The 16,825-nt window shown below is 60.6% G+C and carries 14 protein-coding genes; 12 read left to right on the forward strand and 2 right to left on the reverse strand.

Annotation, left to right across the window (positions count from 1 at the left end; translation table 11 throughout):
• Positions 1-300 precede the first annotated feature (300 nt).
• Positions 301-1,611 (reverse strand): isocitrate lyase, encoded by a 1,311-nt coding sequence (gene aceA, locus ACK4FZ_RS15930; RefSeq protein WP_409822526.1) that lies wholly within the window; start codon positions 1,609-1,611, stop codon positions 301-303.
• Between the two features lie 418 nt (positions 1,612-2,029).
• Between aceA and grpE the strand changes: the two genes are divergently transcribed.
• The 6 genes from grpE to hemB all read left to right on the forward strand — a co-directional run bounded on the left by grpE (position 2,030) and on the right by hemB (position 8,975).
• A complete protein-coding gene (gene grpE / locus ACK4FZ_RS15935; protein ID WP_144373959.1) occupies positions 2,030-2,560 on the forward strand; it encodes a nucleotide exchange factor GrpE in 531 nt (176 codons plus the stop codon).
• 127 nt (positions 2,561-2,687) lie between these two features.
• Entirely contained in the window at positions 2,688-4,598 is a 1,911-nt protein-coding gene (gene dnaK / locus ACK4FZ_RS15940; RefSeq protein WP_409822529.1) for a molecular chaperone DnaK, read from the forward strand.
• 96 nt (positions 4,599-4,694) lie between these two features.
• Positions 4,695-5,816, forward strand: a complete 1,122-nt coding sequence (dnaJ, locus tag ACK4FZ_RS15945) for a molecular chaperone DnaJ (protein WP_409822532.1) — start codon at positions 4,695-4,697, stop codon at positions 5,814-5,816.
• Between the two features lie 262 nt (positions 5,817-6,078).
• Positions 6,079-7,569 carry an alanine/glycine:cation symporter family protein gene (locus ACK4FZ_RS15950; RefSeq protein WP_409822534.1) on the forward strand — a complete coding sequence of 497 codons (1,491 nt, stop codon included), beginning with the start codon at positions 6,079-6,081 and terminating at the stop codon, positions 7,567-7,569.
• Between the two features lie 67 nt (positions 7,570-7,636).
• Positions 7,637-7,861 (forward strand): hypothetical protein, encoded by a 225-nt coding sequence (locus ACK4FZ_RS15955; protein WP_144373955.1) that lies wholly within the window; start codon positions 7,637-7,639, stop codon positions 7,859-7,861.
• 112 nt (positions 7,862-7,973) lie between these two features.
• Complete coding sequence (gene hemB, locus ACK4FZ_RS15960) at positions 7,974-8,975, forward strand: porphobilinogen synthase (protein WP_144373954.1); 1,002 nt, start codon at positions 7,974-7,976, stop codon at positions 8,973-8,975.
• Between the two features lie 339 nt (positions 8,976-9,314).
• On the opposite strand, the gene ACK4FZ_RS15965 is transcribed toward hemB, so the two are convergent.
• Positions 9,315-9,503 (reverse strand): hypothetical protein, encoded by a 189-nt coding sequence (locus ACK4FZ_RS15965; protein ID WP_409822538.1) that lies wholly within the window; start codon positions 9,501-9,503, stop codon positions 9,315-9,317.
• A 172-nt stretch (positions 9,504-9,675) separates the two neighbouring features.
• On the opposite strand from ACK4FZ_RS15965, the gene ACK4FZ_RS15970 reads away from it, so the two are divergent.
• From ACK4FZ_RS15970 to ACK4FZ_RS15995, 6 genes are all read left to right on the forward strand, one after another.
• A complete protein-coding gene (locus tag ACK4FZ_RS15970; RefSeq protein WP_409822541.1) occupies positions 9,676-10,875 on the forward strand; it encodes a glycine C-acetyltransferase in 1,200 nt (399 codons plus the stop codon).
• 180 nt (positions 10,876-11,055) lie between these two features.
• Positions 11,056-12,081: an L-threonine 3-dehydrogenase gene (gene tdh / locus ACK4FZ_RS15975; RefSeq protein WP_409822543.1), complete on the forward strand. Its 1,026-nt coding sequence runs from the start codon at positions 11,056-11,058 to the stop codon at positions 12,079-12,081.
• 173 nt (positions 12,082-12,254) lie between these two features.
• Entirely contained in the window at positions 12,255-13,355 is a 1,101-nt protein-coding gene (gene aroC, locus ACK4FZ_RS15980; RefSeq protein WP_409822545.1) for a chorismate synthase, read from the forward strand.
• A gap of 38 nt (positions 13,356-13,393) precedes the next feature.
• Entirely contained in the window at positions 13,394-14,797 is a 1,404-nt protein-coding gene (locus ACK4FZ_RS15985) for an EAL and HDOD domain-containing protein (RefSeq protein WP_144373949.1), read from the forward strand.
• A gap of 157 nt (positions 14,798-14,954) precedes the next feature.
• Complete coding sequence (locus ACK4FZ_RS15990) at positions 14,955-15,806, forward strand: pirin family protein (RefSeq protein ID WP_409822549.1); 852 nt, start codon at positions 14,955-14,957, stop codon at positions 15,804-15,806.
• A 9-nt stretch (positions 15,807-15,815) separates the two neighbouring features.
• Positions 15,816-16,673, forward strand: a complete 858-nt coding sequence (locus tag ACK4FZ_RS15995; protein WP_409822551.1) for a pirin family protein — start codon at positions 15,816-15,818, stop codon at positions 16,671-16,673.
• Positions 16,674-16,825: the final 152 nt, after the last annotated feature.

Below are 16,825 nucleotides of genomic sequence, written 5' to 3' on the forward strand. Positions count from 1 at the left end.
AGCGGCTACGGCCAATTTAGTTATGTCTGCGAGTTTACTGGTAGTGAAAGTCAGGAAAAATACGTAAAAACCGATAACATCTTTTACTTTTTTGCCTGCAATACCGCTGGCTTGTTCCGGATAAGGCTATTGTCTTGGCATTCTGCCTCGGTGACGAAGAAAGCATTGTTCTACGACTTAACTGCATGCGCTAACGGCGTCGCTAATTGCTTTATGTCGCGGCAAAAAGAAAACCCCCGCCAATGGCGGGGGTGGTTGACGCAGACGGCGGGGTCGAGGCGCCGTGTAAGGTCGAAACGCTTAGTGGAACTGTTCTTCTTCGGTGGAGCCGGTCAGGGCTTTTACCGAGGAGGAGCCGCCCTGGATAACGGTGGTCACGTCATCGAAGTAGCCGGTGCCCACTTCCTGCTGGTGCGATACGAAGGTGTAGCCCTGTTCGCGAGCGGCGAATTCCGGCTCTTGTACCATTTCCACGTAGTGCTTCATGCCTTCGCCGCGGGCGTAAGCGTGCGCGAACTTGAAGGTGTTGTACCAGTTGACGTGGATACCAGCCAGGGTGATGAACTGGTACTTGTAGCCCAGTGCCGACAGTTCGTCCTGGAACTTGGCGATGGTCTTGTCGTCCAGGTTTTTCTTCCAGTTGAAGGACGGCGAGCAGTTGTACGACAGCAGCTTGCCCGGGCAGGCAGCGTGTACAGCCTGGGCGAATTCGCGGGCAAAGCCCAGGTCCGGGGTGCCGGTTTCGCACCATACCAGGTCGGCGTACGGCGCGTAGGCCACACCGCGGGAGATGGACTGTTCCAGACCGTTTTTCACGCGGAAGAAACCTTCCTGGGTGCGTTCGCCGGTCAGGAACGGCTTGTCGTTCTCGTCGTAGTCGGAGGTGATCAGGTTGGCCGCTTCAGCGTCGGTACGGGCCAGGATCAGGGTCGGTACGCCCATTACGTCGGCTGCAAAGCGGGCGGAGATCAGTTTCTCAACGGCTTCGCGGGTCGGTACCAGTACCTTGCCGCCCATGTGGCCACATTTCTTGGCTGCGGCCAGCTGGTCTTCGAAGTGCACACCGGCAGCACCGGCGGCAATCATGTTCTTCATCAGTTCGAAGGCGTTCAGTACGCCACCGAAACCGGCTTCAGCGTCAGCCACGATCGGCAGGAAGTAATCGATGAAGCCGTCGTCACCCGGGTTGATGCCACGCGACCACTGGATCTCGTCGGCACGCTTGAAGGTGTTGTTGATGCGGCGAACCATGGTCGGTACCGAGTCGTAGGCGTACAGCGACTGGTCCGGGTACATGGTTTCGCTGGTATTGCCGTCGGCGGCAACCTGCCAGCCGGACAGGTACACGGCTTCCAAGCCGGCTTTGGCTTGCTGCATGGCTTGACCGGCGGTGATGGCGCCAAAAGCATTCACGTAGCCCTTCTTGGCGCCACCATTCACTTTGTCCCACAGCACCTTGGCGCCACGCTGGGCCAGGGTGTATTCCGGCTGCAGCGAGCCGCGCAGACGAACGACGTCAGCGGCGGAGTAACCACGTTTGATGCCTTTCCAGCGCGGGTTTTCGGCCCAGTCTTTTTCCAGAGCGGCGATTTGCTGTTCGCGAGTCATCATGGTGTGAATCCTTAACTTGATAGTTTCGTTTTGCCGGCTGGCCGGCGCTCCCAGTTTCTGTTGATGCAGGCCGGTTTGTCTGGCCTTGCTGCGTCCGGCAACCCCTGTTTTAGCGGGGCTGCCTGCTGCCGGAAACCGCCCCGGATATAGGGCTGGCGGGCCGTGCAGTTGCGCTGTTGTGGAACCATTTAAGCATAAAATTTTCTGGAAGTGTGCAGTGCAGCAAAAAAAAATCCTTTGTTTTCAATTGGTAACAATCATGCCCAAAAACGAACCGGAGCGAGCGCTTGTTTTTGTGCACTTGCGAAAAAAATGGTGCACAAATGCGCATCAAAAAGCCTTGGCGCGGGCTCTTGAAAAAGTGCTGCATGCCCCTATTTAGGGAAGGTCTTTTTGATTTCAGCCAATGGGAAGCGTCATGCAGGAAAATCAGAATCCCCAAGCAGAAGAAGTGCTTGAACAAAGCCAGCAGGCCGCCGAAACCGCAGCCGACACCGCCGAATCCCGCGTTGCAGCACTGGAAGCAGAGGTTGCAGAACTGAAAGAGCAGTATCTGCGTGCCCGGGCCGAAACCGAAAACGTTCGTCGCCGTGCGGCGGAGGATGTCAGCAACGCCCAGAAATTTGCCGCGCAGAAGTTCGCCTCCGAACTGCTGTCGGTAAAAGACAGCCTGGAAATGGCACTTTTGGATCAGTCCGGCCAGTTTGACGCGCTCAAGTTCGGCGTGGACCTCACGCTGAAGCAGCTGGTGTCGGCCTTTGAGAAGGCGCAGATCACCGAAATCAACCCGCTGGGCGACAAGCTTGACCCGCACAAACACCAGGCCATCAGCACCGAAGAATCGGAAGCCGAGGCCAATACCGTGGTCCGCGTGATGCAGAAAGGCTACCTGCTGGCCGACCGCGTGCTGCGCCCGGCCATGGTGGTGGTGGCCAAGCCGAAAGCCTGAAGGCCGGCGTGGTTAACTACCCTCTTGAAATTGTGGCAATAGCCAATATCTGACAGCACATCAGGCCGGCGCCGTCGCCGACGGGCCGGCAGACAAGACAAAAGTTAGACGAAAGGAATAAGCAGTCATGGGCAAAATCATCGGTATTGACCTTGGTACGACCAACTCCTGCGTGGCCGTGGTAGAAGGCGGCAACCCGAAAGTGGTGGAAAACGCCGAAGGCGCGCGCACCACCCCGTCCATCATTGCCTACATGGAAGATGGCGAGATTCTGGTAGGTGCCCCGGCCAAACGTCAGGCGGTGACCAACCCGAAAAACACCCTGTACGCGGTGAAGCGCCTGATCGGCCACCGTTTCGAAGACAAGGAAGTACAGAAAGACATCGAACTGATGCCTTTCGAAATCGTGCGTGCCAAGAACGGCGACGCCTGGGTGAAAGTACGCGATCAGGAACTGGCACCGCCGCAAATCTCCGCAGAAGTGCTGCGCAAGATGAAGAAGGCCGCCGAAGACTACCTGGGCGAAGAAGTGACCGAAGCCGTGATTACCGTACCGGCCTACTTCAACGACAGCCAGCGCCAGGCCACCAAAGACGCCGGCCGCATCGCTGGCCTGGACGTAAAACGCATCATCAACGAACCGACCGCTGCAGCGCTGGCCTTTGGCCTGGCCAAGCAGGAAGGTGACCGCAAGATCGCCGTATACGATCTGGGCGGTGGTACCTTCGATATTTCCATCATCGAGATCGCCGACGTAGATGGCGAGCACCAGTTTGAAGTGCTGGCCACCAACGGTGACACCTTCCTGGGTGGCGAAGACTTCGACCAGCGCGTTATCGATTACATCGTGACCGAGTTCAAGAAAGAACAAGGCGTTGATCTGAAGAACGACGTGATGGCACTGCAGCGTCTGAAAGAAGCGGCCGAGAAAGCCAAGATCGAGCTGTCTTCCGCGACCCAGACCGAAGTGAACCTGCCGTACATCACCATGGATGCCACCGGCCCGAAACACCTGGCGATGAAAATCACCCGCGCCAAGTTCGAAAGCCTGGTGGAAGACCTGGTACAGCGCTCGATCGAGCCGTGCAAAGTGGCGCTGAAAGACGCCGGCGTATCGCTGGCTGACATCACCGACGTGATCCTGGTCGGTGGTCAGACCCGTATGCCGAAAGTACAGGAAGCCGTGAAGGCCTTCTTCGGTAAAGAGCCGCGTAAAGACGTGAACCCTGACGAAGCCGTGGCCGTGGGCGCTGCCATTCAGGGTTCCGTGCTGTCGGGCGATCGCAAGGACGTACTGCTGCTGGACGTGACCCCGCTGTCGCTGGGTATCGAAACCATGGGCGGTATCATGACCAAGCTGATCCAGAAGAACACCACCATCCCGACCAAAGCGTCGCAGGTGTTCTCCACCGCTGCCGACAACCAGACCGCGGTCACCATCCACGTGCTGCAAGGCGAGCGCGAGAAGGCTGCGGCCAACAAGTCGCTGGGTCAGTTCAACCTGGGTGATATTCCGCCGGCACCGCGTGGCATTCCGCAGATCGAAGTGGAATTCAACATCGACGCCAACGGTATTCTGCACGTGTCTGCCAAAGACAAGGCAACCGGCAAGCAAGCCAACATCACCATCCAGGCATCGTCCGGCCTGTCCGAAGACGAAATCCAGCAAATGGTGCGCGACGCCGAGCTGAACGCCGAGGAAGACAAGAAACTGGCCGAGCTGGTACAGGCCCGTAACCAGGGTGAAGGCCTGATCCACAGCGTGAAGAAATCGCTGACCGAGTACGGCGACAAGATCTCCGCCGACGAGAAAGCCGCGATCGAAGCCGCGCTGAAAGAAGCCGAAGAAGTGATTGGTGGCGACGACAAAGACGCCATCGACGCCAAGGTGCAAGCGCTGATGACCGCTTCCCACAAGCTGGCCGAGCACATGTACGCCGACAAGGGTGCCGAAGGCGCCACTGCCGACGCGCAAGCCGACGGCAAGAAGGATGACGGCAACGTGGTAGATGCCGAATTCGAAGAAGTGAAGAAGTAAGCTTCCGCGATAACGGCAAGGCACAGGCCCTTCGGGGCACTGTGCCTTTTCCATGATATGCGGCCAACCTTCACGGTTGGCGCGAGGTGATACAGCATGGCGAAAAAGGATTTCTACGAGGTACTGGGCGTCAATCGCGATGCGTCGGATGACGACATCAAGAAGGCCTATCGCAAGCTGGCGATGAAGTACCACCCGGACCGCAACCCGGACAGCAAGGAAGCGGAAGACAAGTTCAAGGAGGTGAAAGAAGCCTACGAGATCCTGTCCGACGGCCAGAAGCGTGCCGCTTACGACCAGTACGGCCACGCCGGCGTGGACCCGCAGGCCGGCATGGGCGGTGGCGGCCAGGGCTTTGGCGGCTTCGATTTCGGCGACATCTTCAGCGACATCTTCGGTGGCGGCGGCGGTGGCCGTGGCGGGCGCAGCAATGTGTACCGCGGCTCCGACCTGCGCTACAACATGGAGATCACGCTGGAAGAGGCGGCGCGCGGTTGCGAGAAGCAGATCCGCATTCCGTCGCATGAAACCTGCGACGTGTGCCACGGCAGCGGCGCCAAGCCGGGTACCCAGCCGAAAACGTGTACCACTTGCGGTGGTCACGGTCAGGTACGCATGAGCCAGGGTTTCTTCTCCATCCAGCAAACCTGCCCCACCTGCCACGGCAGCGGCAAGCAGATTACCGACCCGTGCCACAAGTGCCACGGCGCCGGCCAGGTGAAGACCCACAAGACGCTGAACGTGAAGATTCCGGCCGGTGTGGACGAAGGCGACCGCATCCGCTTGTCTGGCGAAGGCGAACCGGGGCAGAACGGCGGCCCATCCGGCGACTTGTTCGTGGTGGTGCACGTCAAGAAGCACAGCGTGTTCGAGCGCGATGGCAAAGACCTGCACTGCGAAATGCCGATAAGCTTTACCGTGGCCGCGCTGGGCGGCGAGGTGGAAATCCCCACCCTCGACGGCATGGTCAAGGTAAAAATTGCCGCCGAAACGCAGAGCGGTCGTGTTTACCGTGTACGCGGCAAAGGCGTGAAATCGGTACGTGGCAGCGACGTTGGCGACCTGATGTGCCACGTTGTCGTCGAAACGCCGGTAAACCTCACCGAGCGCCAGAAAGAGCTGTTGCGCGAATTTGAAGCCATCAGCCAGGGCGATGTGGCCACCCACACACCGCGCGCCAAGTCGTTTGTCGACAAGCTGAAAGACTTCTTCGGCTAAGCCATTTGTTACATAGTTGTGCCGAACAACGCACCGCGAGGGTTAACCCGCGGTGCGTTTTGCATTTTGTGGCAATCATCGTGCGCAGCAGGGCGATTGTCTGACAAATAATGGTTAATGTATCCATTGCGCTGGCGCAATGGCCATTGTTTCAGTATGTTTGCGGCTTCGCAAAGCAGGCGCATGACCTGCGCGATGGCGGTAACCCTGACCAGGTTGCCGACACCAAATGGGAACAGACCCTGATATCAAAGGAGCAAACATGCAGGAATTAGTCGATTTTCTGAACGGCTGGATCTGGAGCAAAGGCCTGATTTTCCTTTGCCTGGGCGTTGGCCTGTACTTTTCTATTCGTAGCCGTTTTGCGCAAGTGCGTCACTTCGGCGAGATGATCCGTCTGATGCTTGATGGCAAAGGTGACAGCAGCGGTATTTCGCCATTCCAGGCGCTGGCGATGACGTTGGCTGGCCGTGTGGGTACCGGTAACATCGCTGGTGTGGCCACTGCCATCACCTTCGGTGGCCCGGGTGCGATTTTCTGGATGTGGATGGTGGCCTTCCTGGGCGCCAGCTCGGCGTTTGTGGAGTCCACCCTGGGTCAGATCTACAAGGAAAAGATCAACGGCCAATACCGCGGTGGCCCGGCGTTCTACATTGAAAAAGGCCTGGGCATGAAGCCGTTTGCCATCGTGTTCGCGGTGGCTACCATCTTCGCCTGCGGCGTACTGCTGCCGGGTACCCAGTCCAACTCCATTGGTGCTGGCCTGGAAAAAGCGTTGGGCATTAGCCCCAATGTGACCGCCGCCATTCTGGCGTTGATGCTGGGCTTTATCATCTTTGGTGGTGTGAAGCGTATCGCCAAGTTCACCGAAATCGTGGTGCCGTTCATGGCACTGGCCTACATCATTGTGGCTTGCGTGATCGTGGCGCTGCATATCGACCAGCTGCCTGGCGTGCTGGCCCTGATCATCAAGAGCGCCTTCGGTTTGGATGCTGGTTTCGGTGCCATCCTGGGCTTGGCCATCCAGTGGGGTGTGAAGCGTGGTGTGTACTCCAACGAAGCAGGTCAAGGCACTGGCCCGCACGCGTCTTCTGCCGCTGCCGTATCGCACCCGGCCAAGCAAGGTCTGGTACAGGCGTTCTCGGTGTACGTTGACACCCTGTTTGTGTGCTCGGCTACCGCCTTCATGCTGCTGATTACCGGCCAGTACAACGTACAAGGCCCGGATGGCCAAGCCATGTTTACCGGTATTGCCGGTGTGGCTGCGGGCCCAGGCTACGTGCAGACCGCGATGGAAAACATCATGCCGGGTTTTGGTAGCGTGTTTGTGGCGGTGGCGCTGTTCTTCTTCGCCTTTACCACCATCATTGCCTACTACTACATCGCCGAAACCAACATCGCCTACCTCAGCCGCAAGGTAAATCGCCCGTGGCTGACGCTGGTACTGAAGATCGGCATCATGGCGACCGTGGTATACGGCACCGTGAAGACCGCCGATCTGGCGTGGGGCCTGGGCGATATCGGTGTGGGCATGATGGCGTGGATGAACATCGCCGCCATCCTGCTGCTGCAAAAGCCGGCCTTTATCGCACTGCGCGACTACGAAGCACAAAAAGCACAAGGCCTGGATCCGGTGTTCCACCCGGAAAAACTGGGTATCAAGAACGCCGACTACTGGACCAGCCATCAGTCGGAAGACAATCTGGAAGCCGAGCGCAAGCATGGCGGCCAACCGGTTTACGACAAGGTCTGATATCCTTGCGCTAACCAAAAACTTGACACGCCGGGGCTGCCCCGGCGTTTTTCATTGTGGAAGCTCCATGAATCTGCTGCACGAAACCTGGTTCTGGGTACTGATCATCGTGGCGCCGGTCGGCACTGTCATCGCCACGCTGGCGCGCATGTCGAAAAAGACCGGCGACGGCAAGCTGCCGCCTGGCGTCATCCCCGGTACTTATGCGCCGTCCAGCAAGGATGGCAGCCCGTATCGCCGGCCCGGCGAAACCGCGCCCGACGCCGATCAGGCCGACGACGCACCGCGCTGACGGCGGGCGGCCAACCTTGCGCTGTAACAAACCGTTGTGAACCAGTGCTATCGATGGTGGTCTGCCTTTGTTATCTTGTTGCCGTTTTGAATCGACTTGCCGAAGGAACCTCATGCTTGCCAATCGCTTCTTTCCCGCTACCCGCCTGCGCCGCATGCGCCGTGACGACTTTTCGCGCCGCCTGATGCGCGAAAACGTGCTGACCACCAATGACCTGATCTACCCGGTATTCGTGCTGGAAGGGGAAGGCCGCGAGGAAGAGGTGGCGTCCATGCCCGGCGTCAAGCGCCAGAGCCTGGACAAGCTGCTGGATACCGCCGCCGAAGCGGTGGCACTGGGCATTCCGATGCTGTCCATCTTCCCGGTGATCGAAACCGGCAAGGACAACTCCGGCGAAGAAGCCTACAACCCGGATGGCCTGGTCCCCACCGTGGTACGGGCGCTGAAAGCACGCTTTCCGCAACTGGGCATCATGACCGACCTGGCGCTGGACCCGTACACCATTCACGGTCAGGACGGCCTGCTGGACGACAGCGGCTACGTGCTGAACGACGAAACCACCGAGATTCTGGTACAGCAGGCGCTGTGCCACGCTGCTGCCGGTGCCGACGTACTGGGCCCGTCCGACATGATGGACGGCCGTATCGGTGCCATCCGCAGCGCACTGGAAGAAGACGGTTTCATTCATACCAAGATTCTGGCCTACAGCGCCAAGTATGCGTCGGCCTTCTACGGCCCGTTCCGCGACGCGGTAGGCTCGGCGGCCAACCTGGGCCAAGCCGACAAGTACACCTACCAGATGGACCCGGCCAACCTGGACGAAGCGCTGTACGAAGTGGCGATGGACCTGGAAGAGGGCGCCGACATGGTGATGATCAAGCCGGGCATGCCGTATCTGGACGTGATCCGCCGCGTGAAAGACACCTTCAAGGTGCCGACCTACGCCTACCAGGTGTCCGGTGAGTACGCCATGCTGAAGGCCGCCTTCCAGAATGGCTGGCTGAACGAAGAGAAGTGCATGATGGAAAGCCTGCTGGCGTTCAAACGCGCCGGTGCCGACGGCATCCTTACCTACTTTGCGCTGGACGCCGCCCGCGTCATTCGTCGCGGCTGAGTCGAGCCAGCTCGCCCCCTATCAAAGCGGGCCTGCGGCCTAGTTCCATTCATTTAGGCGAATATGCTTGGTTTTTAAGTAGCAAGACGTGAGTGAAGTGCCCCATCCCGTTGGCGCGAGCCGGTCAAAATGGTGCGCCCCAGGTTTTAAGACGCCGATTTGTTTGAGCCCCGAGCCGTTAGCGAGGGGCGAGTTCGGCGGCGCCTGGGGCGTGCCATTTTGAACGGGGTTTCGAGCAGCCCCGGGTTGCTGGGGAATGAAAAGGGGGCGGCAATCCGCCCCCTTTCCCGTCTGCCGGGCGGAACCGGCGTCTAATCATCGTCCGCGTAGCGGACACGCTCATGGCTGCCGTGGCGGTTTGGCGTCGAACATCACGCAGTGGTGGCCGGTGGCCTCGCGCACGTCCAGCGCCGGGCTGCGCTTGCTCTTGATCTGCATCGCGCGGCAGCCGTACGGAAAGCGGGCATTGTGGGTAATGTAATGGTGGCGGCACAAACGGCAGGCCGGGGGCGAGGCAGGCGGTTTCACGGTGGTGCAGGCAAGGAATAAAGGCCGTTATTGTCGCACGGCAGGGTAACACCCACCCCCGCAAAATCGTGCGTCACTGTGCCTGATCATTTGCCATGTGCGGGTCTAGAATGGTGACAGACACATGACAGCACGGCTGTCACCCCGAATGGCGACACACAGGGATACCCCCATGAACCATACCTATCTTGCCCACCTGCAAGCCACGCTGGCGCAGATCCGCGCCGACGGTTTCGAGAAGCCGGAGCGCGTGATTGCCACCCCGCAACGCGCCGGTATCACCCTGAGCGGCGGCCGCGACGTGCTGAACTTCTGCGCCAACAACTACCTGGGCCTGGCCGACGACGCGCGCCTGATCGCTGCGGCCAAGCAGGGGCTGGACGACTACGGTTACGGTTGCGCCTCGGTGCGCTTCATCTGTGGCACCCAGCAAGTACACAAGGATCTGGAAGCGGCCATTTCCGGCTTTCTGGGCACCGACGACACCATCCTGTACTCCAGCTGTTTCGACGCCAACGGCGGCGTGTTCGAAACCCTGCTGGGCGAAGAAGACGCGGTGATTTCCGACGAGCTGAACCACGCCTCCATCATCGACGGCGTACGTCTGTGCAAGGCCAAGCGCTTCCGCTACAAAAACAACGATATGGCCGACCTGGAAACCCAGCTCAAGGCCGCCGACGCAGCCGGCGCGCGCTTCAAGCTGATCGTGACCGACGGTGTGTTCTCGATGGACGGCATCATCGCCGACCTGAAAACCCTGTGCGACGTGGCCGACCGCTACGGCGCCATCGTGATGGTGGACGATTCGCACGCGGTAGGCTTTATCGGTGACACCGGTGCCGGTACGCCGGAACTGTGCGGCGTAGCCGATCGCGTGGATATCTATACCGGTACTTTGGGCAAGGCGCTGGGCGGCGCTTCTGGCGGTTACGTGTCTGGTCGCCAGGCCATCATCGACCTGCTGCGCCAGCGTTCGCGCCCGTACCTGTTCTCCAACACGCTGGCCCCGGCCATTACCGCCGCCAGCCTGAAGGTGCTGCAGATCCTGCAAACCGAAGAAGGCGCCACCTTGCGCGCCAACCTGAAGCGCAACGCCGACTACTTCCGCCAGGCCATGACCGAGGCCGGCTTTACCCTGGTGCCGGGCCAGCACCCGATCATCCCGGTGATGCTGGGCGACGCCCGTCTGGCCGGTGAAATGGCCGCCGCCTTGCTGGCAGAAGGCGTGTTCGTGACCGGCTTCTCCTACCCGGTAGTGCCCAAAGGCAAGGCGCGCATCCGTACCCAGATGTCCGCCGGCCACACGCTGGAGCAGGTAAAGCACACGGTCGCCGCCTTCATCAAGGTTGGCCGCGAACTGGGCGTGATTTGATTATTGATTGGCCACGAACTCCACGAAAGGACGCGAACGCCTAGCTACGACCCCCGCCGCAAACACAAACAAAGCCTTCCATGCCGTGCAAAGCGCATGACAAAGCGGCAATTCGTGTTTTTCGTGGGGTTCGTGGCCAAGGGTTTACCGGAGCTTGTGGCGACCTGAAGAGATACTGACATGAAAGCACTCGCCAAACTGCAGGCCGCCCCCGGCCTGAACATGACCGACGTTCCGATGCCGGAAGTCGGCCACAACGATCTGCTGATCAAGATCACCAAGACCGCCATTTGCGGTACCGACATCCATATCTGGAACTGGGACGACTGGGCGCAGAAGACCATTCCGGTGCCGATGCACGTCGGCCACGAGTACGTCGGCGTTGTGGCCGGCATGGGCTCCGAAGTGCAGGGCTTTACCATTGGCCAGCGCGTCTCCGGCGAAGGCCACATCACCTGCGGCTACTGCCGTAACTGTCGTGCCGGCCGCCGCCACCTGTGCCGCAACACCACCGGCGTGGGCGTGAACCGTGAAGGCTCGTTTGCCGAATACCTGGTGATTCCGGCCTTCAACGCCTTCCCGATTCCGGACGATATTTCCGATGACCTGGCGTCCATCTTCGACCCGTTCGGTAACGCCGTGCACACCGCGCTCAGCTTCAGCCTGGTGGGCGAGGACGTACTGATCACCGGCGCCGGCCCGATCGGCATCATGGCGGTGGCCATCGCCAAGCACGTGGGCGCCCGTCACGTGGTGATTACCGACGTCAACGATTACCGTCTGGAGCTGGCGCGCAAGATGGGCGCCACCCGCGCCGTCAACGTTGGCCGCGAAGACCTGAAAACCGTGATGCAGGAACTGCACATGACCGAAGGCTTCGACGTGGGCCTGGAAATGTCCGGCAACCCGCACGCCTTCCGCCAGATGCTGGACGTGATGAACCACGGCGGCAAGGTAGCGCTGCTGGGTATTCCGCCGGCCAATACCGCCATCGACTGGAACCAGGTCATCTTCAAGGGTCTGGAGATCAAGGGCATCTACGGCCGCGAAATGTTCGAAACCTGGTACAAGATGGTGGCGCTGATCCAGTCCGGCCTGGACATCACCCCCATCATTACCCACCACTTCAAGGTGGACGACTTCGAGGCCGGCTTTGCAGCCATGCTGTCCGGTCAGAGCGGCAAGGTGATTCTGGACTGGCAGTAAACGTTGCACGGTGTGCATGACACACGGTCAATCCCAACCCGGCTGCGGCCGGGTTTTGTTTTATCCCGCCGTGCGGCCAACCTTCTGCCCGCCAGCGGCAGGGCGCGCGCTCGAACCCCTGCCAGCCATGCTAGAATCGCCAGAGATCACCATAAGCATTCAGGGATAAAAAGATGTCTGGCAATAGCATGGGTTTGCTGTTTACCGTTACCTCCTTCGGCGAAAGCCACGGCCCCGGCATCGGCTGCATTGTCGATGGCTGCCCTCCCGGCATGGCCTTGAGCGAAGCCGATATCCAGCTGGAACTGGACCGCCGCAAACCCGGCACCAGCCGCCACGTTACCCAGCGCCGCGAGCCGGACGCCGTCGAAATCCTGTCCGGCGTATACGAAGGCAAGACCACTGGTACGCCCATCGCCTTGCTGATCCGCAATACCGATCAGCGCAGCAAGGACTACGGCAACATCGCCGACACTTTCCGCCCCGGCCACGCCGACTACACCTACTGGCATAAATACGGCATCCGCGACCCGCGTGGCGGCGGCCGCTCCTCCGCCCGTGAAACCGCCGTGCGCGTGGCCGCTGGCGCCATCGCCAAGAAGTGGTTGAAAGAACAGTTCGGTATTGTCATCCGTGGTCACATGACCCAGATCGGCGACGTCGCCATTCCGTTCAAAAGCTGGGAGCTGGTCGATACCAACCCGTTCTTTGCCGCCGACGATAGCGTCGTGCCGGCGCTGGAAACGTATATGGACAGCATCCGCAAGAGCCTGGACTCGGTGGGTGCCCGTCTGCGCGTGGTGGCCGAAAACGTGCCGGTAGGTTGGGGCGAGCCGGTGTACGACCGCCTGGACGCCGACATCGCCTACGCCATGATGAACATCAACGCGGTGAAAGCCGTGGAAATCGGCGCTGGTTTCGGCTGCGTCACCCAGCGTGGCAGCGTGCACGGTGACGAGCTGACGCCGGAAGGCTTTGCCAGCAACCACGCCGGCGGCATCCTGGGCGGCATTTCCACCGGTCAGGACATCGACGTGTCCATCGCCATCAAGCCGACGTCGTCCATTGCCCAGCCGCGCCGCAGCATCAACAAGGCCGGGGAGGCGATCATGGTGGAAACCCATGGCCGTCATGACCCGTGCGTGGGCATTCGTGCTACCCCGATCGCCGAGGCGATGCTGGCGCTGGTGCTGATCGACCACGCGCTGCGTCACCGCGCCCAGTGCGGCGATGTGCGCGTAGACACGCCGCGTATTCCCGGCCGTATCGGCTAAATTGAAATCACACCCCGCCCCCGGACGGATGCCTGATCATGTTCAAGAACCTGTTTGACAAACTGTCGCGCAAGGATGACGCCCCGCAGGCGGCCAACGAGCCTGGCGCCCAGAAGGTGGCGGCCAACCCTGCGCCGGTGGCCGCCGAGCCGGCGCCGGTGCTGCCGCATACGCTGGGCTTTGTGACCCACCAGCCACTGCACGACATGAAGCTGAACGTCGTGGCCTATGAATTCATGGTGCGCGACGCCGTCAAGCGCCGTGAATCCAGCGCTAGCCAGTGGCTGCAGTACGACCGCCTGATGATCAGCACGCTGGTGAACATGGACGTGTTCCGCCTGCTGGCTTTCCGCCGTGCGCTGGTGCATGTGTCCACGCTGTCGCTGGCCGATCCGGCGCTGGAAGGCTTCCCGGCCGAACGTGTCATTTTCGTGCTGAACCCGGCCATGGACGAGCCGGTATCGATGGACACCATTGCCCGTATTGACGCCCATCGCGCAGCAGGCCGCCGCTTTGCACTGGAGCCAGCCCTGTTCGGCCACAGCGTGTTGCCGCCGCAGTTGCAGGATGAGCTGTTCTCGCGGGTAGACATGATGATCATGGACTTCTCCGCGCCTGCGGACGAAGTGCTGGCCCCGTTCATGGATCAGCTGCCTGGCAAATACCCGGCGGCACGCTGGTACGCGCGCAATATCGGCTCGGCAGAAGAGTTCGACGTGTGCGTCAAGACGCCGGGTGCAGCCAAGCGTTTTGCGCTGTACCAAGGCAGCTTCCTCACCAACTTCCGCCCGGCACCCAGCGCCAAGGCCGACGCCAGCCAGATGCGGGTACTGGAAATCATGCGCCTGCTGCGTGCCGGGGCCGAAAGCCGCGACATCGACGCCCAGTTCAAGCTGGACTCGGTGTTGCTGTTCAAGCTGCTGCGCTTCATCAACTCGCCGATGAACGGCTTGTCGCGCAAGGTGATGACCATCGAGGAGTCGCTGCTACTGCTGGGGCGCGAGTCGCTGTTCAAGTGGCTGACCATGCTGCTGTTTACCTCGCGCAAAAGCGAAGACGGCCGCGCACTGGCGCTGCTGGAGCGCTCGCTATTCCGCGCCCGCTTTATGGAATCGCTGGGACAGAAGGGCGGTAACCACCGGCTGGAGTGCGAGCACTTGTTCCTGACCGGCATGTTCTCGCTGCTGGATTCGCTGATGCAGGTAGAGCTGAACGAGGCGCTGGCACCGCTGGAGCTGCCGCCGACGGTGATCGATGCGCTGCTGAACCAGCACGGCCTGTTTGCCCCGTATCTGGCGCTGGCCATTTCGGCAGAACAGGACAACCACGAACGGATGGCCACGCTATCGCGCATGTTGAAGTTCGACGCCGGCGAAGTGAACCGCCTGCACCTGGACGCCATGATCTGGGCGCAGGAAATCCTGGGCCAGAATGGCGACTAAACCGACCATGCCGTTTGCCAACACCGCTCCCCGGAGCGGTGTTTTTACGTCAGCGCCTGCTCGGTTTTTCTGAACAAGGTTCACAGTTTTTTATTCTTTTATCGGCGGCGGCAGGTTTGTATATTGTGGCTATCAAAAGAACCAACAGGAGAACCGTATGACCGCCGCCTTCCACACCCGCCGCATCGAACGCCTGGTTCGTGGTGTCGACACCGCCGACGGTGCCGGCGTCAAACTCAAACGCGTACTGACCCAAGACCTGCAGCGCCGCCTTGACCCGTTCCTGATGCTGGACGAGTTCCGCTCCGACAATCCGGGCGATTACATTGCCGGTTTTCCGCCGCACCCGCATCGCGGCTTCGAAACGGTCACCTACATGTTGGCCGGCCGCATGCGCCATCGCGACAGCGCGGGTAACGAAGGTCTGCTCGGCCCCGGCGGCGTGCAGTGGATGACGGCTGGTCGTGGCGTCATCCACTCCGAAATGCCGGAACAGGAGGAGGGTCTGATGCACGGCTTTCAGCTGTGGATCAACCTGCCTGCCGCCCGCAAGATGATTCCGGCGGCCTACCAGGACATCCCTGCGGCCAACATCCCGGTGTTGCAGCTGGCAGATGGCATCACGGTCAAGGTTATCGCCGGCGAGTACGCTGGCCAGCCGGGCAGTATCCAGCAGCCAGATACCGAACCGCTGTACCTGGACGTGCACTTGCCGGCAGGGCAGTCGCTGGATGTGGCCATCCCCGCAGGCCACAATGCCTTCCTGTACTTGTATCAGGGCAGCCTGCTGGCGCCGGTCACGCAGCAAGTGCTGGCTGCCGGCCACATGGCCATCCTGTCGGCCGCCGGTGACGGCGTGACGCTTCGCAGCGAAGAGGGTGCGCGCGTGCTGGTGTTGGCCGGCAAGCCGCTGCAGGAAAGCATTGCCCAGTATGGCCCGTTCGTGATGAATACCCGGGCGGAACTGGAACAGGCATTCGACGATTACCAGCAAGGCCGCCTGGCCTGAGGAGGCAGCATGTCTGACATCATCCGCCGCATCCAGCCGGCCAGCAAAGACATCGGCTTTATTGTCCGTCGGCTGTTGCCGGTGATGGGTACCCGCAGCATCGGCCCGTTCGTGTTTCTGGATCATATGGGGCCGGCGCACTTTACCGCCGAAGGCACTGCCGGCGACGTCCGCCAGCATCCTCATATTGGTCTGGCGACGGTCACCTACCTGCGCCAGGGCGCGATGATGCATCGCGACAGCCTGGGTACCGTGCAGCGCATTACCCCTGGCGATATCAACCTGATGGTGGCTGGCAGCGGCATTACCCATTCCGAACGGGTGCCGGCGGATATCCGTCAGCAGGGCATTGCTGTCGAAGGCTTGCAGATGTGGCTGGCGCTGCCGTTGGCCGACGAAGCCTGTTCGCCAGCGTTTCATCACTATCCGGCAGCCAGCTTGCCGGCTTGGCAACTGCCGGGTGCCGACCTCCAGTTGCTGATCGGGCATCAGGCCGGCCGGCAATCGCCAGTGCGTACCTTCAGCGACACGCTGTATCTGTCCTGGCAGTTGCACGCTGGTGCCCGCTTCGAACTCCCGCAAGCGGCGGAGCGGGGCCTGTACCTGTTTGACGGCAGCGTGCGAGTCGGCGATGAAAACATACAGGCCGGCGAGTTGGCGGTGCTGGGGGATGGCGTGTCGGAGATCGTCAGCGAGCAAGGCGCCAGTGGCGTGGTGTTTGGCGGTGCCATGCTGGACGCGCCCCGTTTCATGGAGTGGAACTTCGTCGCCAGTCAGCGCGAACGCTTGCAACAGGCACGCGAAGACTGGGCTGCCGGGCGTTTTGCGATGGTGCCAGGCGAGACGGATTTCATTCCACAGCCTTGAGTAAGGTGTGTGTCGGTAAAGGTTGGCCGCTTGCGGCCAACCTTTTTGCTTTTCGTCACCTTTGCAAATCAGCTACTTAAGCAATTACTTGCACTTTTTTGCAGGCGAGGTGTTGACGGCCCAGAGCGTGGTGGGTATAGTTCGCCTCCTCA

This window comes from Vogesella sp. (genome assembly GCF_046297735.1).
Classification (GTDB): domain Bacteria; phylum Pseudomonadota; class Gammaproteobacteria; order Burkholderiales; family Chromobacteriaceae; genus Vogesella; species Vogesella urethralis.